Genomic DNA, 26641 nt, shown 5'->3' on the forward strand with positions numbered 1-26641 from the left:
GTATCTGGCCGGAAGATGGTGTTGTATTTGGGCAACACAAGAGGCGGCGCTTATCGCACGCTAGTCGCTCTACAGATCGCCGGGATAGCGTTTATTGTCGGGGTCTAAGCCTCACCGTCATCGCTATCAGAAGGTCCGCGTGCTATATATTGCATGTGAACACAGCAATTCCCCATACTTACGCGATTGGCATAGAGCCGGCCGACATCGACTTCATGGGTCACGTCAACAACGCCAACTATCTGAAATGGGTACAGGCGGCGGTGATCGATCACTGGCAGCGGTTCGCGCCACCCGATGCGGTCGCCGGACATCTGTGGGTCGCGCTCAAGCACGAGATCACATACCGCAAGCCGGCGTTCCTCGACGACGACGTGATCGCCACCGTGCTGCTTCAGAAGGTACAGGGCGCGCGCGCGTTCTACGAGACGATCATCAAGCGCGGCGAGGATGTGCTCGCCGAGGTGAAGTCGAGCTGGTGCTGCCTGGATGCGGAGACGCTGCGACCGTCGCGGCTTACGAAAAACGTGATCGAGCACTTCTTTCCGAAGGATAGTGCGGCGGCTTGATTGAGACGACCACCCCGGCGGAGGCGGGGGCCCAATTGGAACGTCGGAAGTAACGGCTCGCGGTCCCTCGTTATAGCTGTCCCCCAATTGGGCCCCGGCCTTCGCCGGGGTGGTGCGGTAGGCGGTAGGTTCCGCTAAACCACCTCGTACGGCACCGCCCCGCGCCGATCCGGATCGACCCGTATCCCACTCGCCGCCGGCGGAAATGCCCTCTGGTCGCAGTCCGTCCGCAAACACACTCGGCAAGAAGACCCGATCGGCGTCGCGATCCCACCCGTCCCCAGCGCGTCCGCATAGATGAACTCCGACGCGTTAGCCTCCTCGCAGCCCAGCGCCACGGCGTAGCGCCGCGCCGGCCGCGTGTACGTCTCGGACGGCTTGACCAGCCCCTTCGCCATCGAGACGTAGCGAATGCCGTCGGTCGTCTCGATCAGCTGCGTCAGGATGCGGTCGGGGATCGCCACCGCCTCGTGGACGATCCACAACGGACACGCCCCCCCGAACCGCGCGAACTGCAACCGTGTGGCGGAGTGGCGCTTGGTGATGTTCCCCGCCATGTCGACGCGGCAGAAGAAAAACGGGATGCCGAGCGCGCCGGGTCGCTGGAGCGTCGACAAGCGGTGGCACGTCTGCTCGAAACTCGTCCCGAAGATCCGCCGCAACCGGTCGATGTCGTGGCGCACACTCCGCGCCTCGGTGCGGAAACGCGTATAAGGCATGACAATCGCCCCCGCCGCGTAGTTGGTCAGCCCCGCGGTCAGTAGCGCGCGCGCTGTTTCAGACGCCATTTCCGACGCCGCGACGATCCCGCCGATGACGTCGCCGAACTCGTGCCGCGCGACCTGATGCGCCAGCGAGAACAATGTCGTCTCCCCCGGCTGCGACCCATCGAGCCGCAACGTCGCGCCGTCATAGTCGCGCAACGGTGCAGCCAGCGCGCCCGAGATCGCGACCGACACGCCACGCGCCGCCAGCCGAGCTTCCAGCGCCGCGATGCGATCCGCCCCCAAAGTCTCGCCGATCTCCTCCGCCCGCCGGTCGAGCGCATCGACATAATTGCCCGCCGCATGAAACCAGTCGCGCACGTCCTCCCACGGCAGCAATCCCGGCGCACCCGACCCCGCTACGAGCCGGTCGTCGAGCGCACGCAACTGCTCCTGCGCCCGCCGATACGCGTCGTGCATCGCGACGAGCCGCTGCGCTAACAACGGCTGGTGCTTCACCGCGCGCCGCACCGCCGTCTCGTCGAGCGCGGGCGCCTCGACGCTCGTGTCCGACACCGCCTCCAGAGTCGCGATCAGCAGCGCGGTGTCATCCGCCGCGTCGATGCTTCCCCAATCCGCCGGAAATTCGCGCGCGAGCGTGATCAGCACGCCTTCGGTCACCGGCCGGTCGCCATTCTCGATCTGCGAGAGGTAACTCACCGACAGGCCGATCCGCGCGGCCATCGCCGCCTGGCTGATCCCGAGCACGCGGCGCAGGTCGCGCAGGCGGTGTCCGACGAAGAGGCGACGTGCGGGCAGGGTCATCCCTTCGCCTAGTTTGCAAACATCACGTCGGCAAGTTTGCAACATTGCATTTGCGCATCGCATCCCGCTCTGTGAAGGCAATCAGCAGGACGGAGAGACGATGTCATCGACGATCGAAGAGCTTGAACGCCGCCGCGAAGCCGCCAGAGTCGGCGGAGGCCTCAAGCGGATCGCAGCGCAGCACGCCAAGGGAAAGCTCACCGCAAGGGAGCGCCTTGACGTGCTGCTGGACGAGGGGTCGTTCGAGGAGCTCGACATGTACGTCGAGCACAACTGCGTCGATTTCGGCATGCAGGATCAGGTGATCCCCGGCGACGGCGTGGTCACTGGTTCGGGCACGATCAACGGCCGCCTCGTCTTCGTCTTCAGCCAGGACTTCACCGTGTTCGGCGGCTCCTTGAGCGAGCGTCATGCGCAGAAGATCTGCAAGGTGATGGACAGCGCGATGAAGGTCGGCGCGCCGATCATCGGCCTCAACGACAGCGGCGGCGCGCGCATCCAAGAAGGCGTCGCCAGCCTCGGTGGCTACGCCGAAGTGTTCCAGCGCAACGCGCTCGCCTCGGGCGTCGTGCCGCAGCTCTCGCTGATCATGGGCCCGTGTGCCGGCGGTGCGGTCTATTCCCCCGCGATGACCGACTTCATCTTCATGGTGAAGGATTCGAGCTACATGTTCGTCACCGGCCCCGACGTGGTCAAGACGGTGACCAACGAGGTCGTGACGCAGGAGGCGCTCGGCGGCGCAGTCACGCACACGACCAAGACGTCGGTCGCCGACAACGCGTTCGAGAACGACATCGAAGCGCTGCTCGCGGCGCGCGACTTCTTCGATTTCCTGCCCGCGTCGAACCGTGAAGGCGTGCCCGAGCGCCCGACCGCGGACGAATGGGACAGACTGGAGGAGAGCCTCGACACGCTGATCCCGGCGTCGGCAAACCAGCCCTACGACATGCACGAACTGATCCGGAAGACCGTCGACGAAGGCGATTTCTTCGAGACTCAGCCGGCGCACGCGGCCAACATTATCACCGGCTTCGGCCGCATCGAGGGCCGCACGGTCGGCTTCGTCGCGAACCAGCCGATGGTGCTCGCTGGCGTGCTCGACATCAATTCGTCGAAGAAGGCCGCGCGGTTCGTGCGGTTCTGCGACGCGTTCGAGATCCCGATCGTCACCTTCGTCGACGTCCCCGGCTTCCTCCCCGGCACCGCGCAGGAGCATAACGGCATCATCAAGCACGGCGCGAAACTGCTGTTCGCCTATGCCGAGGCGACCGTGCCAAAAATCACCGTTATCACGCGCAAGGCCTATGGCGGCGCGTACGATGTGATGGCGTCGAAGCACCTGCGCGGCGACCTCAACTACGCCTGGCCGACCGCCGAGATCGCGGTGATGGGGGCCAAGGGCGCGGTCGAGATCATCTTCCGCGGCAAGACGCCGGAAGAGATCGCCGAACGCACCGCCGAATACGAGGCGCGCTTCGCGAACCCGTTTGTCGCCGCGTCGAAAGGCTTCATCGACGAGGTGATCCAGCCCCACTCGACCCGCCGCCGCATCGCGCTCGGCTTACGGAAACTCCGCGGCAAGGCGCTGGAGAATCCGTGGAAGAAGCATGACAATATCCCATTGTGAGTCATGCTTGTTCGGTGATGCCAAGCACATTATCATGTCATGCGAAGGAGTCGTGACATGCAGACCGAACGCGTGACGTTTCTGACTACCCCCGACCACAAGGCGGCGCTCGACGCGTTTGCAAGCAGCAACGGCCAGTCGGTCGGTCATGTCCTGCGCGAGGCGTCGAGCCAGTATATCGGCCAGCCGACGGCGGACGAGGAAGCCGAGCTTGCCATGCTCGTGCAGCAGGTCAACGAGGCGATTCCGAAGATGAACGCGTCGATCGACTCGATGATCGCGACGATGGATGCGTCTCATGTGCGCATCGACGCACTGCTCCGTGACATGGGCGTGCGTTCATGAGCACGTTCGGCGATATATTCGGTGCGATGCGGCAGGTGATCCTTACACAAGCACGCCTGGACCAACTCGATGTGCGGATGACCCGGATGGCAGGCGACATCGACGGTCTTGCCGACGGTATCTCATCGCTGCGCGACCGGATTTCACGGCTTGAGGGCGTTATAGAGGGCGCGGCAATGGCGGCTAGTCGACAGCAGCGGAGGATCGAGGAATGATCGCGTTCCTTCTGCTCCTGGCGGCGGCCGCGCCTGCACCCGCGCCCCTCTGGAAGCTCGCCGATCGCACCAATCCCGCAGGCGTGCGCAGCATCTCCGCGTCGGTCACTGGCAATGACGGTCTCTCGCGGTTCGTCGTGAAATGCGACGTCGCGTCCGAGCCGATCGTGTCGATCCAGTTCATCCAGCCGCAGCCGCTTGGGTCGGGCGCAGACAAACCGGTCGCGGTGCGCTTCGATGGCGGGCCGGCGTTCACCTATAACTGGCAGTTTCCGGGGACTGGTACGTACATCGCCGATCCTGCGGCGATCACCAAGCTGACCACGTTCCTCGTGAAGTCGAAGACGGTGCGCGTCGAGACGACCAATGGCGCGAACTTCGCGGTGCAGGCGAACTTCGTCGCGCCGACCAGCGATGCGATGATCCGGCAGGTGCTTGGCGTCTGCGGCTACACGCTCGGCGTCGTTCCCGCGCCGCCGGCACCGCCAAAGGATCCGCAGTGACCCTCGGCCGTCTCAACCATGTCGGGGTCGCGACGCCGTCGATCGCGAAGTCGGTCGAGACGTATCGTTTGCTGTTGGGCGCGACCGCGATCGGCGAGCCGTTCGACCTGCCCGAGCAGGGTGTCAAAGTGTGCTTCATCGATGCGCCCAATACGCAGATCGAGCTGATCGAGCCCTATGACGAGAGTTCGCCGATCGCCGGGTTCCTGCGCAAGAACCCGGCGGGCGGGCAGCATCATGTCTGTTTCGAGGTCGCCGACATCTCCGCGACAGTCGCCGATCTGAAGGCGAAGGGCGCGACCGTGTTGGGCGAGCCGCGGATTGGCGCGCATGGTACGCCGATCGTGTTCGTGCACCCAAAGGATTTCGGCGGCATGCTGGTCGAGTTGATGGAGACGCCGGACGATACCGGCGCGCACTAGGAGAGATAGGATGGCCGCGTACGAGCATATTCTGAGCGAACGGCGCGGCGACGTGCTCGTGCTGACGCTCAACCGGCCCGACCGGCTGAACGCCGCACCGCCGGCAATGTTCGAGGAATTGCGCGCGACGCTGGCCGAGTTGGACGGGGTGCGGGCGGTGCTGATCGCGGGCGCGGGGCGTGCGTTCTGCTCGGGCGCGGATGTCGGCGGCGGCGCCCTGGGCTCGGACAATCCCCGCGAGGCGACGTTCGTGGCGCTGACGGGGAGTTATAATCCGACGATGGCGGCAATCGCCGACCTGTCGGTGCCGGTAGTCAGCGCGGTACGCGGGCCGGCGGCGGGGATCGGCTGCAGCCTCGCGCTCGCCGCCGATTTCTGCGTCGCCAGCGAGACGGCGTACTTCCTTCAGGCGTTCGTGAACATCGGGCTGGTGCCGGACGGTGGCGCGTCGTGGATGTTGCCACGGCTGATCGGCAAGGCGCGGGCGACCGAGATGATGATGCTCGGCGAACGGGTGCCCGCTGCCAAGGCGCTCGACTGGGGGATGGTGCACAAGGTCGTCGCGGGCGACGCGTTGGACGCCGAGGCGTTCGCGCTGGCCGAGCGGCTGGCAGCGATGCCGACTGTCGCGCTGGGGTTGATGCGACGGGCGATCACCGCCGCGTACGAAACGGATTACGCGACCGCGATGCAGACCGAGGCGGCGAACCAGCGTGACGCGCGCGGGTCTGCGGATTCGATGGAGGGCGGTCGTGCCTTTCTGGAGAAGCGCAAGCCCGTGTTCACGGGCAAGTGACCTCCGCCTTCAACACCACCCCGGCGAAGGCCGGGGCCCAATTGGGCAACGGCGCCTTGGCTGGTGCTACTCTCCGTTACAGCAACCTTTCCAATTGGGCCCCGGCCTCCGCCGGGGTGGTGTTTTCAGCATGACCGACAAGCCCGAATCCGCCCCAACGCTCGCCGACTGGCAGGCGCTTGCCGCCAAGGAGGTCAAAGGCGCCGACCTCACCTGGCCAACCCCCGAGGGCATCGACGTCAAGCCGCTCTACACCGCGGAAGATGTGCGCGAAGACCCCGGCCTCCCAGGTTTCGCGCCCTTCACCCGCGGCGTCCGCGCGTCGATGTACGCCGGCCGTCCTTGGACGATCCGCCAGTACGCTGGCTTCTCCACCGCCGAAGCCTCGAACGCGTTCTACCGCCGCAACCTCGCCGCCGGCCAGAAAGGCCTGAGCGTCGCGTTCGATCTTGCTACCCACCGCGGCTACGACTCCGACCACCCCCGCGTCACCGGCGACGTCGGCAAGGCGGGCGTCGCGATCGATTCGGTCGAGGACATGAAGATCCTCTTCGACGGCATCCCGCTCGACAAGATGTCCGTCTCGATGACGATGAACGGCGCGGTGATCCCGATCCTCGCCTTCTTCATCGTCGCCGGCGAGGAGCAGGGCGTCGACCGGAAACTGCTCGACGGGACCATCCAGAACGACATCCTCAAGGAGTTCATGGTCCGCAACACCTATATCTACCCGCCCGAGCCGAGCATGCGGATCATCTCGGACATCTTCGGCTACACCAGCCGCGAGATGCCCAAGTTCAACAGCATCTCGATCAGCGGCTATCACATGCAGGAGGCCGGAGCGACGCAGCTCCACGAGCTCGCCTTCACGATCGCCGACGGCATGGAATACGTCAAATACGGCGTCGCATCCGGGCTCGACATCGACAAGTTCGCCGGGCGCCTCAGCTTCTTCTTCGCGATCGGCATGAACTTCTTCATGGAGATCGCCAAGCTCCGCGCCGCCCGCGTCCTCTGGCACCGCGCGATGACGCAATTGGGCGCGCAGGACGAGCGCTCGAAGATGCTCCGCACGCATTGCCAGACGAGCGGCGTCTCGCTCACCGAGCAGGATCCGTACAACAACGTCATGCGCACGACGATCGAGGCGATGGCGGCGATGCTGGGGGGCACGCAGTCGCTCCACACCAACGCGCTCGACGAGGCGATCGCGCTGCCGACCGACTTTTCCGCACGTATCGCGCGCAACACGCAGATCGTGATCCAGGAAGAGACCGGGATGACCAAGGTCGTCGATCCGCTCGGCGGCAGCTATTATATCGAGAGCCTGACGCAGTCGCTGGTCGACGGCGCCTGGACGCTGATCGAGCGGATCCAGTCCGAAGGCGGCATGGCAAAGGCGGTCGCGGCAGGCTGGCCCAAGGCGATGATCGAGGAAGCCGCCGCCGGCCGCCAGGCGCGAGTCGATCGCGGCGAGGACGTCATCGTCGGCGTCAACAAGTACAAGCTCGCCGAACAGGACGCGATCGAGATCCTCGACGTGGATAACGTCGCGGTCCGCGCCGGCCAGATCGAACGCATCGCGCGGGTGAAGGCGACGCGCGACGAGACGGCGTGCCGCGCCGCGCTCGACGCGTTGCGTGAAGGGGCGAAGGGCTCCGACAACCTCCTCGCCCTAGCCATCGAATGCGCCCGAGTCCGGGCCACGCTCGGCGAAATCTCGACGGCGATGGAGGACGTGTTCGGCCGCTACGGGACGCAGCCGACCCCCGTCTCCGGCATCTACGGCGGCGCGTACGAGGACGACGCGCGCTGGACCCGCCTCACCGACGGCGTCGAGGTCACTGAACGCCGGCTCGGCCGCAAACCCCGCATGCTCGTCGCCAAGATGGGCCAGGACGGCCACGATCGCGGCGCCAACCTCGTCTCGTCGATGTTTGGCGACCTGGGATTCGAGATCGTCCCCGGCCCGCTGTTCCAGACCCCGGCCGAAGCCGCTGCGCTCGCGCTCGAAAAGGACGTCGACGTGGTCGGCGCCTCCAGCCTCGCTGCGGGTCACAAGACGCTGATACCCGAACTGATCGGCTATCTGCGCGAGGCGGGCCGCGCGGATATCAAGGTGATCGCGGGTGGCGTTATCCCCGCACAGGACTATCAGGCGCTGCGCGACGCCGGGGTGCAGGCGATCTTCGGCCCCGGCACCAACCTGATCCAGGCCGCCGAGGACGTATTGAAACTCCTCGGCCACAATATGGCCCCGCAAGAGGAAGCCGCAGAATGACCGATACCATGATCCGCAAGAGCCCCTCCCCTTCAGGGGAGGGGTTGGGGTGGGGTTCCACCGCGAACGCAACGCCGGATATGCGGACAGCCCCCACCCCCAGCCCCTCCCCTGAAGGGGAGAGGAGCACGAGGACCGACTGGACCCGCCCAGAAATAGCAGCGCTGTTCGACCTCCCGTTCGACGAACTGATGTACCGCGCGCAGACCGTCCACCGCGCGCATCACGCGATCGGCGAAGTCCAGCTCTGCACGTTGTTGTCGATCAAGACCGGCGGCTGCCCCGAGGATTGCGGCTATTGCTCGCAGTCCGCCTCGTCCGACTCCGGCCTGAAGGCGGAAAAGCTGATGGACGTCGACGCTGTCCTCGCCGACGCCGCGCAGGCCAAGGCCGCCGGCTCGCAGCGTTTCTGCATGGGCGCCGCGTGGCGCAACCCGAAGCCGCGCGACATGCCGAAGGTCGTCGCCATGGTCGAGGGCGTCCGCGCAATGGGGCTTGAGACGTGCATGACGCTCGGCATGCTCGACGCGGATCAGGCGAAGCAGCTCGCCGACGCGGGTCTCGATTACTACAACCACAACATCGACACCTCGCCCGAGAATTACGGCAACGTCATCACCACGCGCACCTTCGGCGATCGGCTCGAGACGCTGGCGAACGTGCGTGACGCAGGGATCTCGGTCTGCTGCGGCGGGATCGTCGGGATGGGTGAGACGCGCAGCGACCGAGTCGGCTTCGTCCACGCACTCGCCACCTTGCCGCGCCATCCGGAGAGCGTGCCCGTCAACGCGCTGGTCCCGGTAAAAGGCACGCCGCTCGGCGACATGCTCGCCGGCACGCCGATGGCGCAGATCGACGACATCGAGTTCGTCCGGACGGTCGCCGTCGCGCGCATCACCATGCCGCTCAGCATGGTGCGCCTGTCGGCCGGGCGCGAGAGCATGTCCGAGGCTACTCAGGCGCTTTGCTTCATGGCGGGCGCGAACTCGATCTTCACTGGCGACAAGCTGCTGACCACCGGCAACGCCGGCGACAGCGCGGATGCGACGTTGCTCGCGAAGCTCGGGATGAAACCGATGGTCGGCGCGGAGCCGATGCGAGCCGCCGCGGAGTAGTTCCCCTCCCGCTTACGGGAGGGGTTAGGGGAGGGCCTGTCCTCCCGCACCATAATATCCGCGCGTGGACAGGCCCTCCCCCGGCCCCTCCCGCAGGCGGGAGGGGAGCGAGAATGTTCAAGAAAATCCTGGTCGCCAATCGCGGCGAGATCGCCTGCCGCGTCATGCGGACCGCCAAGGCGATGGGCATCAAAACCGTCGCGGTCTATTCCGATGCCGACGCGCGAAGCCCCCATGTGCTGATGGCCGACGAGTCCGTCAGGCTCGGACCGGCACCCGCCGCCGACAGCTATCTCAAGGCCGAGCTGATCCTGCTTGCGGCCAAGGAAACCGGCGCGGACTGCATCCACCCCGGCTACGGTTTCCTGTCCGAGCGCGAGAGTTTCGCGCTGGCCTGCGCCGAGGCCGGGATCGCCTTCGTCGGCCCGCCGGCCAACGCGATCGCCGCGATGGGCGACAAGATCGAATCTAAGAAGCTCGCCAAGGCCGCGGGCGTCAACGTCGTGCCGGGCTATCTCGGCGAGATCGACAGTACCGACCACGCGGTCGAGATCGCGTCGGGCATCGGCTATCCGGTGATGATGAAGGCGAGCGCCGGCGGCGGCGGCAAGGGCATGCGGCTCGCGTACAGCGAACAGGACGTCCACGAGGGCTTCGAGGCGACCAAGCGGGAAGGGCTCGCCAGCTTCGGCGACGACCGCGTGTTCATCGAGAAGTTCATCGAATCGCCGCGCCATATCGAGATCCAGCTGATCGGCGACCAGCACGGCAACATCGTCTATTTGAACGAGCGCGAATGCTCGATCCAGCGGCGGCACCAGAAGGTGGTCGAAGAGGCCCCGTCACCGTTCGTCACGCCCAAGATGCGCAAGGCGATGGGCGAGCAGGCGGTCGCGCTGGCGCAGGCGGTCGGCTATTACTCGGCGGGGACGGTCGAGCTGATCGTGTCGGGTGCGGACACGACGGGGGAGGGGTTCTACTTCCTCGAGATGAACACCCGGCTCCAGGTCGAGCATCCGGTGACCGAGGAGATCACCGGGCTCGACCTGGTCGAACTGATGATCCGGGTTGCAGCGGGGGAACCGCTCGGGTTCGGGCAGGACGAGGTGAAGCTCAACGGCTGGTCGATCGAGAATCGGGTGTATGCGGAGGACCCGTATCGCGGGTTCCTGCCGTCGATCGGTCGCTTGGTCCGGTATAATCCGCCCCTCCCGTTCGCCCTGAGCGAAGTCGAAGGGCATGCCCCGAGCGGAGGTGCTTCGACTTCGCGCAGCACGAACGGGGAGGGGGTGGCGGAGTCCGCGGAACCCCGAATCCGCGTCGACGACGGCGTGCGCGAGGGGGGCGAGGTCAGCATGTTCTACGACCCGATGATCGCCAAGCTCATCACCTGGGCCCCCACCCGCGACGGCGCGATCGCCGCGCAGATCGCCGCACTCGACGCGTTCGAACTCGACGGCCCCGGCAACAACATCGATTTCCTCTCGGCGATCATGCAGCACCCGCGCTTCCAGTCCGGCGCGCTCACCACCGGCTTCATCGCCGAGGAATACCCCGACGGCTTCCACGGCGCGCCCGCCGACGCCGCGTTGCTGAAGACGCTCGCCGCCGTCGCAGCCTTCGCCGCCACCGCGGAGGCAGATCGCGCGCGCCGCATCGACGGCCAGCTCGGCAGGCGCCTGCGCCCGCCCGCCGACTGGTCGGTGACGATCGACACGATCGACCACGCGGTGACCGTCTCGACCGACGGCATAATGGTCGATGGCGAAGAGCTGGACCTGTCGCTCGAATACACGCCCGGCGACCGGATGGTGGTCGCCGACGGTCACGGGACTGACGGCGACGAACACCTGACAATCCGCATCGCCAAGGCCCGGGCCGGCTTCAAGCTCACGACCCGCGGCGCTAGCCACGTCGCCCGCGTGTTGCCCGCCCGGGTCGCGCCCTACACCGCGCACATGATCGAGAAGATCGCGCCCGATCTGTCGAAATTTCTGATCTGCCCGATGCCGGGGTTGCTGGTCCGGCTGGATGTCGCGGCGGGTGACAGAGTCGAGGCGGGGCAGGCGCTTGCCGTGGTCGAGGCGATGAAGATGGAGAACATCCTGCGCGCGGAGAAGACGGGCACCGTGAAGTCTGTGGCCGCGAAGACGGGCGACAGCCTGGCGGTGGATCAGGTGATCCTCGAACTGGACTGAGTGGGCTCTGTCCAGCTCTAACTCTTGTCCCATCCCGTCATGCCGGACTCGTTCCGGCATCCACCGTTCCGCACATCCGAGAGATTTGAGTATGCGGAACGGTGGGCCCCGGCCTCCGCCGGGGTGACGGAACGGGGGTAGGTGCGCATTCTAGTACCCGCGAGGCGAGCGAACGCATCTATGTTTCCCCGCGAAGGCGGGGACCCAGTCTGGGCTCCCGCCTTCGCGGGAGAACACGGGGGCGGCGCGTGTTGACTGTGTCGGACCTATCACGCGTGCACCACCCCGGCGAAGGCCGGGGCCCAGTTGGGGGACGTGCGTAATCGGGCTCCCCGCGCTGTTACGACGACCTTTCCGACTGGGCCCCCGCCTTCGCCGGGGTGGCGGCACCGGTTAAGGAGCGTTCCGCGCATCGACGAGGCTGACGCTTGGCGCATCGTGGGAGGGAGCGAAGTCCCTCCCGTTTCCCCTCCCGCCGCTGTACAGCAACCCGGATGACCCTCCTCCGTTACCTCGCCGCGCTCATCCTCCTAGCCACCGCGATCCCCGCCACCGCGCAGGACGAGCCCAGGGTCGCGACCGTCGCCGCCAGCCTCACCCAGGCGTCGGCCGAGCTCCAGGCGATCGACGACGCCACCCCCGCCGCGCGTAACGACAAGGCGCGGCAGGCGTTGCGCGATCGCGCCCAGGCGGTGCAGACCACCGCCGCCGATGCGGTCCGCACGCTCACCCCGGAGATGGCGCTGGTCCAGGCGCGCGTCGCCGAACTGGGTGCCGCCACCCCCGGCGTGGTCGAAGCGCCCGAGATCCGCGCGCAACGCAAGCTCCTCGCGCAGAGCCAGTCGGCAATCGATTCCGCGATCAAGCGCGCGCGGCTCATCGGCATCGAGGCCAAGCAGCAGATCGACGATATCGGTGCGGCCGAGGCGGAGGAACTCGGCCAGCAACTGTCCGAAAACATCGGCTCGCCGCTGTCGCCGACGCTGTGGGCGTCGATCGTCGATCATCTTCCGCGCGATACGGCGCGGCTGACGCGGTTCGCCAACACCGAGCTGCGTCAGTTCGGTGCGCGGTTCGATACCCGCACGGGGACCGGCCTGCTCGTCGGGTTCCTTGCCGCGCTGGTGCTGATCGTGCCGCTGCGGCGTTGGCTGCACGGCGCCGGTCGGCGCTACGCCGCCAACCATACACCCGGCGGACGCGTGCGGCGTTCGGCCTATGCGTTGTGGCTGGTGGTGATCGGTACCGCGCTGCCGGGGCTCGCCGCGCTCGCGATCGTCGCGTCGCTGCGCTGGGGCGGGCTGGTGTCGCCCGCATGGAGCCGGTTTGGCGCGATCTTCGTCGGGATCTCGTGGTTCGCGGCCTTCGTCTCGTCGCTCGGTGGCGCGCTGCTGCTGCGGAGCCAGCCGACCTGGCGGCTGCTGCCGATCGGCGATGCCGCCGCGCACGCGCTCAGGCCGTATAGCTGGATGGCGGCGGCGCTGATCTTCGGCGGGCAGCTGCTCATCGCGACCAACCAGCTGATCGGCGTCAGCGCGCCGGCAACGAGCGCGGCCAACGCGCTCGTCGCGCTGTTGCACATCGTCCTGCTCGGCGCGATGCTGGTGACGCTGGGCCGGCTGCGCGCCGCCGCGCTGCCCGATCCGGCCAAGCCCGCGCGCAACACGCTGCTCGCGATCGTCGCCACGCTGGTCTGGCTGGTGCTCTTCGCGGCGTTCGTCGCCGGCCTGGTCGGCTATGTGAATTTCGCACTCAAGGTCGCGACATGGCTGCTGTGGGGCGCGATCGTCGGCGCGACCCTGTACCTGATGATGACCTTTACCGACGACGCGTGCCGGACGCTGCTGTCGAGCGGCAACCGCCTGGGTCGCTCGGCGAACAGCGGCTTCGGGGTCGACAACAAGACCGTCGACCAGATCGGCGTGCTGCTGTCGGCGGTATTGCGGCTATTGCTGATCATGCTCGCGGTCGGCGCGGTGATGGCGCCGTTCGGGGCCGGCGTCGGCTCGGCGTTCGAGCTGTTCGGGGCGGTCGCGAACGGCATCACGGTCGGTCAGGTGACGATCTCGCCGGGCGCCGTATTACGCTCGATCGCGGTGCTGTTCGTCGCGCTGGCGATCATGCGCGGGCTGCAGCATTGGCTGGTGAACAGCTATCTGCCGACCACCGCGATGGATGCCGGGGCGCAGAATTCGGTGACGATGGTCGCGCGTTATGCCGGTATCATCGCCGCGGTGCTGTGGTCGCTCGGCGCGCTCGGCATCGGCATGGAGAAGCTGGCGGTGGTGCTCGGCGCGCTGTCGGTCGGCATCGGCTTCGGCCTACAGGCGATCACGCAGAACTTCGTCTCTGGGCTCATCCTGCTCGCCGAGCGCCCGGTGAAGATCGGCGATCTCGTCCGGATCGGCAACATGGAGGGCGACGTGAAGCGGATCAACGTGCGCTCGACCGAGATTGAGGTGGCGGACCGCTCGACGCTGATCGTGCCGAACTCGGAGCTGATCACCAAGACGATCCAGAACATGACGCTGGCGGCACCGATCGGTCGGATCCAGCTGCAATTCTCGGTGCCGCTCGAGGAGGATCTCGATGCGGTGCGGACGATGGTATTGGCGGCGTTCGCGGAGAAGCACGAGGTGCTCGATCATCCCGAGTCCAAGGTGTTCATCGACTCGATCGACGCCGGCCGCGCCAAGTTCAACTGCTTCGCCTATGTGGCGAGCCCGCGCGATGCCTATCCGATCCGCAGCGAACTGCTGTTCACGCTGCTCCGCCAGTTCCGCGAGGCGGGGATCGAAGTCGGCTCGACCGCGACCAAGATGGAACTGGTCGGCATGGTGCCCGCCGCCCGGCCGGGCGACGAGTCGCCCGACCCAGCCTGATCATTCCACCGAATAGGGGATCGAGATCGTATAGGCGGTGCCCGCGGCCATCTTCCCCTTCGGATTGAACCGGACCGCGGTCACCAGGCCTTGCGTCGTTGGGTCGCCGGCGGTCGGCGTGTAACCCCAGACGTCGCCGAAGGTGGCAAAATCGACATCGTCGCCCGCGTCCGACGGCGCGGCATAATTGAACCTCAGCCCGGTCGCGCCGGCAGTATCGTCGCCTCGTATGACCGGCCCCGATCCCGTGCCGTCGCCGTCGAGTGCGATACGCAATCCGTCGGGGGTGGGCAGGGTCACGGCAAGCGTGTCGAGGTCGAGCGGAACGATGTCGGGGTTCTCAATCCGCATCGCGACCCGCAATTTGGAGCCGGGAATGGCTTTCGGATTGTTGGTCGACGCAGAGGCCTCCCATGTGGTGCGTTGCGTGATCGTCACGATCGCCCCCTTTTCGGCGATGGTCATGGTCACAGTGACGATACCGCTGGCACTACCGCTGTCGCGGAAAAGGCATACATTTATGCCGAGCGCGTTGGCACCGACCAATGTGCAGAACGACCATTCCCATTTCACCTCGAAGCTGCCGGTATAGATACCGGGCGCCAACCGGGTCGTGCTGCGCGCCTTCAGATAGATCGGGACGGCGGCACGGCCGTTGGTGAGCAGCGACAATGTCGTGCCGTTGACGATCGTCCGCGGCGTGCCGGGGACCATCTGAAACTGGCCGCCCTGGTCCGCCGCCAGCAGGTAGGTGGCGGTCGCAGTGCCCGATTTCAGCGTATAGACCGTGCCTGCCTTGACGGTGGCGACCAGGGAATCGTTCGCCAGCAGCGCCAACAGGGTGGTGTCGTTACACCCGAAAGACCCTGTCATCGCGACATACGGCATCGCCGACGGAACCGTGGCGGTCGAATAGATTGCCGCCGGCGAGAAGGTCCCGACGTTGGCGGTCGAGTTCGCCGCGACCGCACAGGCGGCGAACGCCGGCGTCGCCATCATGCCGAGACATATCGCCAGCATGCCTGCCAAGCGTTTGACGAGCCGTGACGACGCCCGCCTGCGATCCTTGTCGATGTCCACCCTGTACCTCGCGCCTTGTTCGAGCGGACAGCGCTAAACCCGGATTCGTTAATGCGATTTCAAAGACTTGAAACGGGTGTTTTCGCATGTCGAAACGGCGTGCTTTAGTCTCGGGGCGCCGCGTCCGGGCGCTGGCATCTTGCGATACGCGGCGAACTGATCGAAACGGCGGGGCATGACCAACGCTCCCTCCGGACACCGCCGCGCATGAGCGCGCACGCATCCTCGCTCCGACCGCATACCGTCCTGATCGCCAGCGTCGCCACCGCCGCGCTCGCCGGGCTGTTGTTCGGGTTCGACACGGCGGTCATCGCCGGCGTCACCGCCGCCCTGAAGGCGCGGTTCGCGCTCAGCGAAGCATGGCTGGGCTTCACGGTATCGTCGGCGCTGTGGGGTACGCTGATCGGCGCGCTGTTCGTCGGCACGCCCGGCGATCGCTACGGCAGTCGCAACGTGCTGCGGATGCTGGCGCTTCTTTACGTCGTCACCGCGCTCGGCTGCGCGCTGGCGTGGAACTGGCACAGCTTCATCGGCTTTCGCTTCGTCAACGGCATCGCGATCGGCGGATCGTCGGTACTCGCGCCGGCCTATATCGCCGAGCTGGCGCCGCCTGCACAGCGGGGCAAGATGGTCGGCGGGTTCCAGTTCGCGGTCATCTTCGGCATCCTGCTTGCCTATGTCTCGAACGCGATCATCGGGTCGCTCGGGCTCGGCGATGTCGAGTGGCGGTGGAAGCTCGGGATCGTCGCGGTGCCGTCGCTGGTCTTTTTCGCGCTCCTGTTCCGCATCCCCAATTCGCCGCGCTGGCTGCTCGCCAAGGGGCGCGATGCGGAGGCCAGGGACGTGCTGGCGATGGTCGGCATGAGCCCGGATATCGCCCGGCGCGAACTCGATGCGCCGAAAGGGGACGCCGCGCTGTCCTGGACGCGCCATCGCAAGCCGATCACGCTCGCCTTCCTGGTGGCGATGTTCAACCAGTTCAGCGGCATCAACGCATTCCTCTATTACCTGAACGATATCTTCAAGGCGTCGGGGGGCAGCCTCTCGCCCGACCTGCAGGCGGTCATGATCGGTGTCGCCAACATGGTCTTCACGCTGCTCGGCATGGTGTTGATCGATCGCATCGGCCGGCGGACATTGCTTCTCTGGGGGTCGGCGGGGATGACCGCCGCCTTGTCGGTCGGCGGGCTGGCGTTGATCGGCGTGCTGCCGAGCTGGCTGCTGCTGCCGTCGCTGATCGTGTTCATCATGTTCTTCGCACCCGGCTCCGGCGCGGTGATCTGGGTGTATATCTCCGAGGTCTTCCCGCAGAACGTGCGCGCGCGGGGTTCCAGTATCGGCTCGTCGAGCCATTGGGGCTGGAACGCCGTCATCGCGCAGGTTTTCCCGATCGCCGCGGCGTGGTCGGCAGGCGTGCCGTTCCTGTTCTTCGCCGCCATGATGGCGGTGCAGTTCGTCACCGTGCTGCTGTATTTTCCCGAGACGAAGGGGATTCCGCTCGAAGACATGGACGCGCACATCGCGCGCTGAACCGGCACATTCCTGCGACAATTGACGGCTAGGCGCAGAACGCGATCAGTCGGTCGTTCGGAGGGGTGTGACGGTATGCGTATTCTGGGTCTGATGCTCGCCGCGAGCATGCCCGCGTTGGCCACGGCGCAACAGGCGCCTGCGCCTGTGCAGTCTGCGCCGATCCCCGAAACGACCGCCCCCGACACGACCGCCCCCGCTGCGCAGGTGGCTGGCGAGCCGCTTGCCGCCGCGACCCCAGAGCAGGCCGCGGAACAGGACGAGGCAGCCGATGCGGAAGAGATCGTCGTCACCGGATCGCGCAAGCTACGCGGTTCGGTGATCGGCGACATTCCGCCCGACCAGACGATCGGCCAGTCCGAGATCCGCTCGTACGGCGTCAGCTCGATCTCGGACCTGTTGAGCGAACTCAGTCCGCAGACGACCAGCGGACGCGGCAGCGGCGGGGCGCCGGTGGTGCTGCTCAACGGCCGCCGCATCTCCAGCTTCTCCGAGATCCGCGACATCCCGACCGAGGCGATCCAGCGCGTCGAGATCCTGCCCGAGGAAGTGGCGCTGAAATACGGCTATCGCGCCGATCAGAAGGTCGTGAACTTCGTCCTGCGCCGCCGCTTCCGTGCGGTGACCGTCGAGGCGGTCGACAAGGTGCCGACCGAGGGCGGCAGCAACTCGCCCGACGGCAAGCTCGACCTGCTCAGCATCGCCCGCGATCGCCGCGTGAACCTGCACGCCGAATACACCTCGTCGTCTGCGTTGACCGAAGCGGAGCGCGACATCGTTCCGACCACGACCGGCGCCGGCAGCACCGCAGTCGGCGCCAATGGGTCGGTCGTTGATCCGACCCCGTACCGCACGCTGCAGGCCGCCACGAGCACCTTCACCGCGAACAGCGTCTACGCGCGCAACATCTTCGGCAATGTCGGCGCGACGATCAACGGCCGGCTCGAATCGACCGACAGCCGTGGCCTCAATGGATTGCCGATCGCCCGGTTGACGCTGGCCGACGGCACGACCGTCAGCCGGGCGCTGGACGACACGGGTTTCCTGCCGCTCGCGCAGCGCGTCTCGTCGATCTCGGCGCACCTCGGGACCACGCTGAACGGCGATATCGGCACGTGGCGCTGGAACGTCACCGGCAATTACGATCGCAGCGATACGCAGACCTTCACCGATACGGGCGTCGACGCGAGTGCGTTCCAGGCGCGACTGAACGCCGGCGATCCCACCGCCAACCCGTTCGCACGGCTGTCCGCCAGCGACATCGGCGCCGCACCCGGCAATCGCGCCTACGCGACGCAGAACACCGGCGAGATCGACGCGGTGGTCAACGGCACGGTGTTCGACCTGCCGGCGGGCGCCGTCTCGACGACGATCAAGCTCGGCGGCCAGACCGCGGATTTCGACAGCCGCTCCTACCGCGCCGGCGTGACCCAGCGCGGCCAGGTCTCGCGCGATACCGTCAATGGGCAGGTCAACATCGACGTGCCGATCACTAGTCGCGGCAAGGACGTCCTGCCGTTCCTCGGAACGTTGTCGGCCAACTTCAATCTGGCGGAAGATCACCTGTCGGACCTCGGCACGCTGACCACGCTCGGCTATGGTGCGAACTGGTCGCCGATCGACGGCGTGCGGCTGATCGCCTCGGTCACCGATACCGACGAGGCACCGACCGCGCAGCAACTGGGCAATCCCTCGATCACGACGCCCAACGTCCGCATCTTCGACTATGTCCGCGGCACCACCGCGACGGTGACGACGATCAGCGGCGGCAATCCGGGGCTCGTGTCGGACAACAACCGCGTCCGCAAGATCGGCCTGACGCTGAAGCCGTGGAGCAAGAAGGATCTGAGCTTCACCGCGAACTACGTCGAAAGCCGCGTCGACAATCCGATCGCGGCGTTCCCCAGCGCGACCGCGGCGATCGAGGCGGCGTTTCCCGACCGCTTCACGCGCGATGCGAGCGGCAATCTGCTCCAAGTCGATAGTCGCCCGATCAATTTCGCGCGCAGTGAGCGGTCCGAACTGCGCTGGGGTATCAATTTCTCCGCGCCGCTGAAATCGAAGGTTCAACGCGAGCTGGAGGCGTATCGCGCCGGTACCGGCCCCAATCCCTTCGAGGGCCTGCAACCGCCGGGCGGCTTTCGTCGACCCGATGGGGCGGGTGGCGATGGTCCCCGTCGTGGCGGCGATGGCGCTGGCGGCGGTGGCCGTGGCGGCGGAGGAGCAGGCGGGCGCTTCGGCGGTGGCGGCGGGCGCGGACAGGCCGGCGGTCGGTTGCAGTTCGCGTTCTACCATACATGGCATTTCACCGACCGCGTGCTGGTCGCCGATGGCGGCCCGAGCCTGAACCTGTTGAACGGCGATGCGATCGGCAGCAGCGGCGGCCAGTCGCGCCATGAACTGGAGGCGCAGGCCGGGTACAGCAACAACGGCGTCGGGGTCCGGCTGTCGGCGCAATATGCCAGCGGCACGCGCGTCAACGGCGGCACGCTCGCCGCCCCCGAAACGCTCAACTTCGGCGGGCTCGCGACCGCGAACGCACGGCTGTTCGCGGACTTGGGGCAACGCCTCGAATGGGTGAAGGCGCATCCGTGGCTGCGCGGGATGCGGGTGAGCCTGTCGGTCGACAATGTGCTCAACACCCGCCAGCGCGTGACCGACGCGACCGGCGCCACGCCGAACAGCTATCAGCCGGACTACCTCGATCCACTCGGCCGCACCGTCCGGCTAAGCATCCGCAAACTGTTCTTCTAATCTGAACCCCTCGCCCCGCCGGGGAGAGGGAGGGGGCCGCGCGCGCTTTCGCGTGGGTGGGTGAGGGGCGTGAGGCTCGGGACGCCAGTCCCAGCCGCCCCTCACCCTCCCGTCGCAAGTGCTCATCTTTCCCTCTCCCCGGAGGGGCGAGGGAAATTAAAGCCCCACCTTCGCCGCCAGCCACCGCGCCGCTGCCTCGGGCGTCTGCTTGTCCGCATCGCGGTCGACCTGATAATTCGCCGTACGCATCGCTTCGACCGGAATCCGCCCGACCAGCGGCCTCAGCGCGCCGAGAAACTTCGCATCCCCAGCCCGCTTCGGCGCGACCATCAGGATCGCATCGTAGCCGGGAATGGCGCGGCGGGGATCGCTCAGCACGGTCAGCCGATCCGCCGCAATGCGCCCGTCCGACGAAAACGCCGAGATCACATCGACATTCCCGCTCTCCAGCGCGCGGTACATGAAGGTCGGGCTGTACGGCGTCGTCTTGGCGAACCTCAGAGGATAAGCGCGCTTCACCGCCGCCCATTCGGGCCGCTCGAGAAACTCCAGGTCGCTGCCCAGCGTCATGCCCGGTGCCGCCTTCACCAGATCGTCGAGGCTCGCGACCCCCTTCGTCTTCGCCGCATCCGCCGTCATCGCGAAAGCGTACGCGTTTTCGAACCCGAGAGAGCCGACCAGCCCGACGCCGTGCTCCCGCTTGGCCCAGGCGCCGATCGCCGCAACCATTGGCTTACGTTCGGGCACGTCGCGCCGCTTCATCTCGTTCGCCCAGATCGTCCCGGCGTAATCGACATACACGTCGATATCCCCGGTCGAGAGCGCCCCGAACACTACGGCCGAGCCCAGCCCGTCGCGGTACTGCACGGTATATCCCGCACGCTCCAACCGGTCGCCGATCAGCCGCGCGAGGATATATTGCTCGGAGAAGTTCTTCGCGCCGACCACGACCGTTCGGTCGCCACCACTCTTCGGCCACAACGGCACGGTCGCCGCTGCCGTTCCTGCGACCAGCACCACCGCCCCGGCGATCCAGAGCCAGCGCCGCCGCGTGCGGATGCCGTATTCGATCCCGCCGATCAGCGCATCCACGCTCAATGCCAGCGCCGCCGCCGAAACGCAGCCGGCGAGCACCAGCGCCCAGTTCTGCGTCTGGAGCCCGGCAAAGATCATGTCGCCGAGGCTCGGCTGGCCGACCGTCGTCGACAACGTTGCCGCCCCGATCGTCCACACCGCCGCGGTGCGGATGCCCGCGATCAGCACCGGCGCGACCAGCGGCGCCTCGACCAGCCGCAGTTTCTGCGCCGGCGTCATCCCGACCGCATCCGCCGCCTGGATCACCGCCGGGTCGATGCCGTGCAAGCCCGCCACCGCATTGCGGATGATCGGCAGCAGCGCATACAGCGTCAACGCGATCAGCGAGGGCAGGAAGCCGAGCGCAGGAATCCCGCCGCCGACGAGCGCGGACAGGCTCAGCAGCAGCGGGTAGAACAGCGCGAGCAACGCAAGGCTGGGGATCGTCTGGACGAGGCTCGCAAACCCTAGCGACACGCGCGCGACGCCTGCATTGCGCGCCGACCAGATCCCCAGCGGCAGGCTGATTGCGATCCCCAGCAAAAGCGCCGACGCCGACAGCAGCACGTGTGCGGCCAGCAGCGGCGGCACGCGGCCGAGCGCATCGAGAAACGCGCTCATGCCACTAATGCCTGCAGGCGTTCGGCTTGCGCACGCGGCACCTGCACCAGCGCCTGCGCATCGTCGCCACCCCGGCCCGCGACCAGTTCGGCAGGCGTCGCGTCCGCGACGATCCGCCCGGCCTTCATCACCAGCACGCGGTCCGCCAGCAACAGCGCCTCCGCCATGTCGTGCGTCACCAGGATCGTCGTCAGCCCGAGCCGGTCATGCAACTCGCGGATTCGCGTCCCCAGCGCATCGCGCGTCACCGGATCGAGCGCGCCGAATGCTTCGTCCAGCAACAGCAGTTTCGCGCCCGGTGCGAGCGCACGCGCAATCCCCACCCGTTGGCGCTGGCCGCCCGACAGCGCATCCGGCATCCGCCCGGCGATATCACGCGGCAGGTCGACGAGATCGAGCAGTTCGCCGACCTTGGCCTCGTCGCGGCGTCCGGCGATCCGCAACCCGATCGCGATATTCTCGGCGATCGTCATGTGCGGGAACAGGCCGATATTCTGGAAGACATAGCCGATCCTCCGACGCAGCTCGGGGGCAGGCTCGGCGGCAACGTCGGCGCCGTCGATCGTGACGCGACCGTCGCTCGGTTCGACCAGCCGGTTGATCGTCTTCAGCAACGTCGACTTGCCCGATCCCGACGTCCCCACCAGCGCGACGAAACTGTCGCCCGCGATCTCTAACGAGATGTCGTCGACTGCGATCGTCGACCCATAGGTCTTGGTGACGCGTTCGAAAGCGAGCGCTGGCAAATTGTCTGGCATCTGCGCGCAGGATGCGGGAAACATACCGCAAAATCAAATAGGCAAAGATCAAATGGGGAGCGGTGCCATGACGCAGCAGAGCATTTTCATCACCGGAGGCGGATCGGGGATCGGCCGCGCCACGGCTTTGTTGTTCGCGCGCAAGGGCTGGCGGGTCGGGCTCGCCGACGTCAACGTCGCCGGACTCGCGGAGACCGCTGCGCTGCTGCCCGACGGCATGGTGACGACCTACCGGATGGACGTGCGCGATCGTGATGCGTGGACCGCTTCGCTCGACGCGTTCGTCGCGACCACGGGCGGGCGGCTCGACGTGTTGTTCAACAATGCCGGGGTGGGATCCGGCGGACCGTTGGCCGAAACCGACTTTGCCGAGATCGACCGGGTGATCGCGATCAATCTGGTCGGCGCGTTGAACGGGGCCCGGATCGGTTACGCGTATCTGAAGCGGACGCAGGGGTCGTGCCTGCTCAACACCGCGTCGGCGTCGGCGATCTATGGCTCGTCGGGCCTTGCGCCCTATTCGGCGACCAAGTTCGGCATCCGCGCGATTACCGAAGCGCTCGATGGCGAATGGGCGGCGGACGGCATCAAGGTGCGGTCGATCGTCCCGAGCTTCATCGACACGCCGCTGCTCGATTCGGCGGCCGGCAACACCAACCATTCGATCCGCGATACGGTGACCGGCGCAGGCCTAGAACTGACCGGCGTCGACAAGGTCGCGGAAGCCGCTTGGGAGGCGGTCCACGGCGACAAGGTCCACACCTATGTCGGCAAGACCGCCCACCGCATGGCGTTCGCGGCGCGGTGGATGCCGGGCGCGCTGCGCAAGCGGATGCGCCGCAGCATGACGCGGGGCTGACGGTCCCCCCTCCCTGGAAGGGAGGGGCGGGGGGTGGGTCAGCCCGTTATCGAAACGTCACGCCGACCAACCGGCCGACCCACCCCCAACCCCTCCCTTCCAGGGAGGGGAGCAGAAGATACCCGCTAAGGGCGAGACCGCAGATCAGGCGTCGCCGACGATCGCGTCGATCGCTTCGGCCATCTCGATATCCCGCGGCGACAGCCCGCCGGCGTCATGCGTGGTCAGCAGGATTTCCACCCGGTTCCAGACGTTCTTCCATTCCGGATGATGGTTCGCGCGCTCGGCGATCAGCGCCACCTGCGCCATGAAGCCGAACGCCTCGACGAAATCGGCGAACACGATCGTCCGCGTGATGGCGTCGCGCGCATCGTCGTAATCCCACTCGTCCAGGCCATCGAGCGCTTCTGCGCGTTCGGTTTCGTTCAGCGCTTCGATCATCCGCGTATCCCTTGCCGCTATCGTTCGCCACCGCGTATGGCTGAGCGCATGAGCGGGCAAGCGACATTCACGGGTAAGATGCCTGAGGCGGGCAGCCGCACGGCGCCCGATGCCGACGCGATCGAGGCGATCGGCCGCGCGACGATCGCCAAACTTCCGGCGCAGTTCGCCGTGCATCTCGGCGACATCGTCTTCGCGGTCGAGGAATTCGCGGACGACGAGACGCTGGCCGCGCTCGGACTGGAGCACCCGCTCGATTTGTCGGGCCTCTATCACGGCCGTCCGCTCGGCGAGAAATCGTCGATGGACACCGGCGCGATGCCCGATCGCATCGTCCTCTACCGCCGCGCGATCCTCGAGGAATGGATCGAGACGGGCGTTCGGCTCGACGCGCTGGTGGCGCATGTGACGATCCACGAGATCGGCCATCACTTCGGTCTCAGCGACGACGACATGCACGCGCTGGAGGATTCCGTTCCCGACGATCCCGACGCATGATCGCGCATGACGGCGGTTCGGCCCGCGCGATGACGCTCGTCTTTGACTCGGTTGCATGCGTGCGCGGCGGGCGGGCGGTGTTCGCCGATGTGTCGTTCGCGCTCGCGCCAGGCGACGTGGCCGTGGTCACCGGACCCAATGGGATCGGCAAGTCGAGCCTGATCCGCATCGCCGCCGGCCTGCTCGCGCCGTCCGACGGAACCGTGTCCTGCGACGCAGGGGTCGCCCTGCTGACCGAGGCCACCGCGCTGGATGCCGACCAGACCCTCGGCGCGGCACTGCAGTTCTGGTCGATGCTCGATGCCGCGCCCGATCCGGCTGGCCGCGTCGCGTGGGCGATCGGCGCGCTCGATCTGGCCGCGCTGTCGGATATTCCGGTGCGTCTCTTGTCCACCGGGCAACGCCGCCGTGCCGCTCTGGCGCGGGTCGCGGCCAGCGGTGCGCCGGTCTGGTTGCTCGACGAACCCGCCAACGGGCTCGATGCCGGATCGGTCGCACGGCTGCGGGCATTGCTCGCGGAGCACAGCGCTCGCGGAGGTATCGCGCTGATCGCCACGCATGTTCCGCTCGACCTTCCGCATGCGACCGAGATCGCCCTATGATCGCGCTGATCTGCCGCGATCTACGGCGCCGCGTGTCGAGCGGCGGGGCGGTTCTGGTCGTCGCGTTCTTTCTGCTGGTGGCGACGCTGTTCCCGCTCGCGATCGGCCCGGACGCGGCACTGTTGGCGCGGATCGGCGGTGGCGTGATCTGGACGGCGGCGCTGCTGGCGGCATTGCTGCCGGTCGAGCGGCTGATCGCGCCCGACCTCGATACGGGGATGTTCGACCAGTTCGCGGTCCGCGGCCTGTCGATGGCGGCGGTCGCAACCGCCAAGACGATCGCGCACTGGCTGAGCTTCGGCCCACCGCTGATGCTGGCGGCGGTGATCGCGGCCGGCCTGTTCGACCTGTCCGTCGATACGCTGATCCGCGTCGAGGTCGGGCTGCTGATCGGCACGCCCGGCCTCGCCGCACTCGCCGTCGCAACGAGCGCGCTGGTGGCGGGCGTGCGCGGCAGCGGTGCGGTCGTCGGGCTGGCGATGTTGCCGCTGGCCGTCCCGTTGCTGATCTTCGGGGCCGGCGTACTGGATCCGGCGGGCGGGGCCGGGGCGATGAAACTGCTAGCCGCGGTCAGTCTGGTGTTGGTCGCAGGCGCACCGTTCATCGCCGCCGCCGCCATACGTGCGGCAATGGACTAGCACCGCCATGTGCGCGGCGATGGAGTAGCGCCGCACCCATAACTTTAGTTGAGCGTCGTCATCTCCACGGCCTTACCCTTGCTGGTCGGGTTGGACGCGTTGGCCTTCGGCGCCTTTTCGGCCTTGGGCTTGCGGACTTCCTTGTTCGACTTCTTCTGACTCTTGGCCATGACCACACCTCGGGGAGCGGGACGCTCCAATATTATCGTACACGGTTATGGCGATATGCGCCCGTGTTATCGCGATACGTCGTGGTCGAGACGCGCGACCGTCGCCGGATCGTCCGCCCCGCCGAAGAACCGGTCGAGCGCAGCACGAAACGGGGCCGGATCGTCGGCGACCCGCGCGAACAGAGTCATCGACGAGCGCAGCTTGATGGCATCGATGCCGCCCATGATCGTCTCCGCCGAGCCGTGTGCGCGGGTTACCGTTTCCGTCGCTTCGATCAGGCGAGGCCCGAGGATAGGATGCGCGAGATAGGCACGCGCCTCGCCCGCCGAGGCAATAGCATAGGTTCGCGCCATCGCGCTGTGGCCAAGCCCGGCGATCTGCGGAAAAACGAACCACATCCAGTGGCTACGTTTCCCCCCGGCACGCAGTTCGGCAAGCGCTTGTGAATAAACGTCGGCCTGCGCTGCGACGAAGCGTTCGAGATCCTGTACCATGCGGATCATGGTGGTCGTCGCCAGCCCCGATCGCAACCCCAACCGCACCCTCTCACCGCAACCGGCACGTGTGCCGGACGTTGGGTGCGTAACGAACGAGGATAATGCCCATGAAGACGATGATCGCGGTCGCACTTTTCGTGACGCCGCTTCTCCTGGGCGGGTGCGGCAAGAAAGACGATGCCGCCGATGGTGTCGCGCCGAACGGGTTCACCCCGCCACAGACACGCGCGCCGACGCCGATCCCGGGGCAAGCGCAGACCACGCCGATCACTGCCTATGTCGGTAAATACCCGCACGATGCGGTCGACGGCGTCGGATTTTTCGACCGCACCGAAGTCGCGACCGGCTTGGTCGAAGCGATCGGCGATGCGAAGATGCGCGAGACGATCCGGGGCCGGACCGGTCCGGCGACCCCGATCTTCACGATCAAACGGCGTGACGGGATGCGGATCGCCGCCTGGGGATGCGAGCAGCATAATTGCAGCGATCGCAACTGGACGGTGCTCGTCGATCCCAAGGGCAGCAAGACCCAGGTCTGTTACCACGACGCCGACACGATGGGCGCGCAGAGCGAATGGTACGCCGGCGGCGCACCCCAGCGCCGCGCCGACCCCTGTCCTTCGGAGGGTTGAGACG

25 protein-coding genes are annotated in these 26641 nt (G+C 66.8%); 18 read left to right on the forward strand and 7 right to left on the reverse strand.

The genetic code is table 11. The annotated features are described in order from the left end of the window. The first annotated feature begins 155 nt into the window (after nt 1-155). A complete protein-coding gene (locus U1707_RS12340; protein ID WP_332800352.1) occupies nt 156-569 on the forward strand; it encodes an acyl-CoA thioesterase in 414 nt (137 codons plus the stop codon). Nucleotides 570-703: 134 nt separating this feature from the next. Here U1707_RS12340 and U1707_RS12345 read toward each other — a convergent pair whose 3' ends face one another. After that, nucleotides 704-2098 carry a helix-turn-helix domain-containing protein gene (locus U1707_RS12345; RefSeq protein WP_332800353.1) on the reverse strand — a complete coding sequence of 465 codons (1395 nt, stop codon included), beginning with the start codon at nt 2096-2098 and terminating at the stop codon, nt 704-706. A 100-nt stretch (nt 2099-2198) separates the two neighbouring features. Here U1707_RS12345 and U1707_RS12350 point away from each other — a divergent pair, with 100 nt between their 5' ends. The 10 genes from U1707_RS12350 (at nt 2199) to U1707_RS12395 (ending at nt 14482) form a co-directional block, all read left to right on the forward strand. Continuing rightward, complete coding sequence (locus tag U1707_RS12350; protein ID WP_332800354.1) at nt 2199-3725, forward strand: acyl-CoA carboxylase subunit beta; 1527 nt, start codon at nt 2199-2201, stop codon at nt 3723-3725. Nucleotides 3726-3782: 57 nt separating this feature from the next. Further along, nucleotides 3783-4070 carry a hypothetical protein gene (locus U1707_RS12355; protein ID WP_332800355.1) on the forward strand — a complete coding sequence of 96 codons (288 nt, stop codon included), beginning with the start codon at nt 3783-3785 and terminating at the stop codon, nt 4068-4070. Beyond that, complete coding sequence (locus U1707_RS12360) at nt 4067-4285, forward strand: hypothetical protein (protein ID WP_332800356.1); 219 nt, start codon at nt 4067-4069, stop codon at nt 4283-4285. The genes U1707_RS12355 and U1707_RS12360 overlap by 4 nt, the downstream gene beginning before the upstream one ends. Next, nucleotides 4282-4788 (forward strand): hypothetical protein, encoded by a 507-nt coding sequence (locus tag U1707_RS12365; RefSeq protein ID WP_332800357.1) that lies wholly within the window; start codon nt 4282-4284, stop codon nt 4786-4788. Before U1707_RS12360 ends, U1707_RS12365 begins: the two co-directional genes overlap by 4 nt. After that, nucleotides 4785-5210 (forward strand): methylmalonyl-CoA epimerase, encoded by a 426-nt coding sequence (gene mce / locus U1707_RS12370; protein ID WP_332800358.1) that lies wholly within the window; start codon nt 4785-4787, stop codon nt 5208-5210. The genes U1707_RS12365 and mce overlap by 4 nt, the downstream gene beginning before the upstream one ends. Before the next feature lie 10 nt (nt 5211-5220). After that, nucleotides 5221-6006: an enoyl-CoA hydratase-related protein gene (locus U1707_RS12375; protein ID WP_332800359.1), complete on the forward strand. Its 786-nt coding sequence runs from the start codon at nt 5221-5223 to the stop codon at nt 6004-6006. A gap of 130 nt (nt 6007-6136) precedes the next feature. After that, on the forward strand, nt 6137-8287 hold the full coding sequence (gene scpA / locus U1707_RS12380; protein WP_332800360.1) for a methylmalonyl-CoA mutase: 2151 nt from the start codon (nt 6137-6139) through the stop codon (nt 8285-8287). 80 nt (nt 8288-8367) lie between these two features. Next, the gene (gene bioB / locus U1707_RS12385; RefSeq protein ID WP_332800504.1) at nt 8368-9402 is read left to right on the forward strand and encodes a biotin synthase BioB; all 1035 of its coding nucleotides are present in this window, start codon (nt 8368-8370) and stop codon (nt 9400-9402) included. A 113-nt stretch (nt 9403-9515) separates the two neighbouring features. After that, the gene (locus U1707_RS12390) at nt 9516-11600 is read left to right on the forward strand and encodes an ATP-binding protein (RefSeq protein WP_332800361.1); all 2085 of its coding nucleotides are present in this window, start codon (nt 9516-9518) and stop codon (nt 11598-11600) included. 494 nt (nt 11601-12094) lie between these two features. Continuing rightward, nucleotides 12095-14482 carry a DUF3772 domain-containing protein gene (locus U1707_RS12395; protein ID WP_332800362.1) on the forward strand — a complete coding sequence of 796 codons (2388 nt, stop codon included), beginning with the start codon at nt 12095-12097 and terminating at the stop codon, nt 14480-14482. On the opposite strand, the gene U1707_RS12400 is transcribed toward U1707_RS12395, so the two are convergent. Then, a complete protein-coding gene (locus U1707_RS12400) occupies nt 14483-15502 on the reverse strand; it encodes a protein CsuE (protein WP_332800363.1) in 1020 nt (339 codons plus the stop codon). A 267-nt stretch (nt 15503-15769) separates the two neighbouring features. On the opposite strand from U1707_RS12400, the gene U1707_RS12405 reads away from it, so the two are divergent. Then, nucleotides 15770-17092 (forward strand): sugar porter family MFS transporter, encoded by a 1323-nt coding sequence (locus U1707_RS12405; protein ID WP_332800364.1) that lies wholly within the window; start codon nt 15770-15772, stop codon nt 17090-17092. A gap of 75 nt (nt 17093-17167) precedes the next feature. Next, nucleotides 17168-19846, forward strand: coding sequence for a TonB-dependent receptor (locus tag U1707_RS12410; protein ID WP_332800365.1), 2679 nt, complete (start codon nt 17168-17170; stop codon nt 19844-19846). A 156-nt stretch (nt 19847-20002) separates the two neighbouring features. Here U1707_RS12410 and U1707_RS12415 read toward each other — a convergent pair whose 3' ends face one another. Both U1707_RS12415 and U1707_RS12420 read right to left on the reverse strand, forming a co-directional pair. Next, the gene (locus tag U1707_RS12415; protein WP_332800366.1) at nt 20003-21541 is read right to left on the reverse strand and encodes an ABC transporter permease/substrate-binding protein; all 1539 of its coding nucleotides are present in this window, start codon (nt 21539-21541) and stop codon (nt 20003-20005) included. Continuing rightward, nucleotides 21538-22299, reverse strand: a complete 762-nt coding sequence (locus tag U1707_RS12420) for an ATP-binding cassette domain-containing protein (protein ID WP_332800367.1) — start codon at nt 22297-22299, stop codon at nt 21538-21540. The genes U1707_RS12415 and U1707_RS12420 overlap by 4 nt, the downstream gene beginning before the upstream one ends. 67 nt (nt 22300-22366) lie before the next feature. Between U1707_RS12420 and U1707_RS12425 the strand changes: the two genes are divergently transcribed. Beyond that, complete coding sequence (locus U1707_RS12425) at nt 22367-23158, forward strand: SDR family oxidoreductase (RefSeq protein ID WP_332800368.1); 792 nt, start codon at nt 22367-22369, stop codon at nt 23156-23158. Between the two features lie 144 nt (nt 23159-23302). Here the strand turns inward: U1707_RS12425 and U1707_RS12430 are convergent, their stop codons facing one another. Next, entirely contained in the window at nt 23303-23599 is a 297-nt protein-coding gene (locus U1707_RS12430) for a 4a-hydroxytetrahydrobiopterin dehydratase (protein WP_128453864.1), read from the reverse strand. Nucleotides 23600-23647: 48 nt separating this feature from the next. Here U1707_RS12430 and U1707_RS12435 point away from each other — a divergent pair, with 48 nt between their 5' ends. The 3 genes from U1707_RS12435 to U1707_RS12445 are packed head-to-tail and all read left to right on the forward strand — an operon-like array spanning nt 23648 to nt 25337. After that, nucleotides 23648-24097, forward strand: coding sequence for a metallopeptidase family protein (locus U1707_RS12435; protein WP_332800369.1), 450 nt, complete (start codon nt 23648-23650; stop codon nt 24095-24097). Further along, entirely contained in the window at nt 24094-24699 is a 606-nt protein-coding gene (ccmA, locus tag U1707_RS12440) for a heme ABC exporter ATP-binding protein CcmA (RefSeq protein WP_332800370.1), read from the forward strand. The genes U1707_RS12435 and ccmA overlap by 4 nt, the downstream gene beginning before the upstream one ends. Beyond that, the gene (locus U1707_RS12445) at nt 24696-25337 is read left to right on the forward strand and encodes a heme exporter protein CcmB (RefSeq protein WP_332800371.1); all 642 of its coding nucleotides are present in this window, start codon (nt 24696-24698) and stop codon (nt 25335-25337) included. Before ccmA ends, U1707_RS12445 begins: the two co-directional genes overlap by 4 nt. Nucleotides 25338-25381: 44 nt before the next feature. Here U1707_RS12445 and U1707_RS12450 read toward each other — a convergent pair whose 3' ends face one another. Both U1707_RS12450 and U1707_RS12455 read right to left on the reverse strand, forming a co-directional pair. Continuing rightward, complete coding sequence (locus U1707_RS12450) at nt 25382-25507, reverse strand: hypothetical protein (protein WP_259466878.1); 126 nt, start codon at nt 25505-25507, stop codon at nt 25382-25384. A 66-nt stretch (nt 25508-25573) separates the two neighbouring features. Beyond that, a complete protein-coding gene (locus U1707_RS12455; RefSeq protein WP_443025692.1) occupies nt 25574-26011 on the reverse strand; it encodes a DUF1810 domain-containing protein in 438 nt (145 codons plus the stop codon). Nucleotides 26012-26112: 101 nt separating this feature from the next. Between U1707_RS12455 and U1707_RS12460 the strand changes: the two genes are divergently transcribed. Beyond that, entirely contained in the window at nt 26113-26637 is a 525-nt protein-coding gene (locus tag U1707_RS12460) for a hypothetical protein (RefSeq protein WP_332800372.1), read from the forward strand. The last annotated feature ends 4 nt before the right edge of the window (nt 26638-26641 follow it).

Origin of the sequence: Sphingomonas sandaracina (assembly GCF_036663695.1) — a bacterium.
Taxonomy (GTDB): Bacteria; Pseudomonadota; Alphaproteobacteria; order Sphingomonadales; family Sphingomonadaceae; genus Sphingomonas.

Bases quoted from the DNA above. Each gene is read 5' to 3' on its own strand.
- U1707_RS12450 (WP_259466878.1), bottom strand. From the start codon at position 25,507: ATGGCCAAGAGTCAGAAGAAGTCGAACAAGGAAGTCCGCAAGCCCAAG.
- U1707_RS12345 (WP_332800353.1), bottom strand. From the start codon at position 2,098: ATGACCCTGCCCGCACGTCGCCTCTTCGTCGGACACCGCCTGCGCGAC.
- U1707_RS12375 (WP_332800359.1), top strand. From the start codon at position 5,221: ATGGCCGCGTACGAGCATATTCTGAGCGAACGGCGCGGCGACGTGCTC.
- U1707_RS12355 (WP_332800355.1), top strand. From the start codon at position 3,783: ATGCAGACCGAACGCGTGACGTTTCTGACTACCCCCGACCACAAGGCG.
- U1707_RS12445 (WP_332800371.1), top strand. From the start codon at position 24,696: ATGATCGCGCTGATCTGCCGCGATCTACGGCGCCGCGTGTCGAGCGGC.
- U1707_RS12390 (WP_332800361.1), top strand. From the start codon at position 9,516: ATGTTCAAGAAAATCCTGGTCGCCAATCGCGGCGAGATCGCCTGCCGC.
- U1707_RS12460 (WP_332800372.1), top strand. From the start codon at position 26,113: ATGAAGACGATGATCGCGGTCGCACTTTTCGTGACGCCGCTTCTCCTG.
- ccmA (WP_332800370.1), top strand. From the start codon at position 24,094: ATGATCGCGCATGACGGCGGTTCGGCCCGCGCGATGACGCTCGTCTTT.
- U1707_RS12435 (WP_332800369.1), top strand. From the start codon at position 23,648: ATGAGCGGGCAAGCGACATTCACGGGTAAGATGCCTGAGGCGGGCAGC.
- U1707_RS12430 (WP_128453864.1), bottom strand. From the start codon at position 23,599: ATGATCGAAGCGCTGAACGAAACCGAACGCGCAGAAGCGCTCGATGGC.
- U1707_RS12420 (WP_332800367.1), bottom strand. From the start codon at position 22,299: ATGCCAGACAATTTGCCAGCGCTCGCTTTCGAACGCGTCACCAAGACC.
- U1707_RS12350 (WP_332800354.1), top strand. From the start codon at position 2,199: ATGTCATCGACGATCGAAGAGCTTGAACGCCGCCGCGAAGCCGCCAGA.
- U1707_RS12360 (WP_332800356.1), top strand. From the start codon at position 4,067: ATGAGCACGTTCGGCGATATATTCGGTGCGATGCGGCAGGTGATCCTT.
- scpA (WP_332800360.1), top strand. From the start codon at position 6,137: ATGACCGACAAGCCCGAATCCGCCCCAACGCTCGCCGACTGGCAGGCG.
- U1707_RS12410 (WP_332800365.1), top strand. From the start codon at position 17,168: ATGCGTATTCTGGGTCTGATGCTCGCCGCGAGCATGCCCGCGTTGGCC.
- U1707_RS12395 (WP_332800362.1), top strand. From the start codon at position 12,095: ATGACCCTCCTCCGTTACCTCGCCGCGCTCATCCTCCTAGCCACCGCG.
- U1707_RS12365 (WP_332800357.1), top strand. From the start codon at position 4,282: ATGATCGCGTTCCTTCTGCTCCTGGCGGCGGCCGCGCCTGCACCCGCG.
- U1707_RS12415 (WP_332800366.1), bottom strand. From the start codon at position 21,541: ATGAGCGCGTTTCTCGATGCGCTCGGCCGCGTGCCGCCGCTGCTGGCC.
- U1707_RS12425 (WP_332800368.1), top strand. From the start codon at position 22,367: ATGACGCAGCAGAGCATTTTCATCACCGGAGGCGGATCGGGGATCGGC.
- U1707_RS12405 (WP_332800364.1), top strand. From the start codon at position 15,770: ATGAGCGCGCACGCATCCTCGCTCCGACCGCATACCGTCCTGATCGCC.
- U1707_RS12400 (WP_332800363.1), bottom strand. From the start codon at position 15,502: ATGCTGGCGATATGTCTCGGCATGATGGCGACGCCGGCGTTCGCCGCC.
- U1707_RS12455 (WP_443025692.1), bottom strand. From the start codon at position 26,011: ATGATCCGCATGGTACAGGATCTCGAACGCTTCGTCGCAGCGCAGGCC.
- bioB (WP_332800504.1), top strand. From the start codon at position 8,368: ATGCGGACAGCCCCCACCCCCAGCCCCTCCCCTGAAGGGGAGAGGAGC.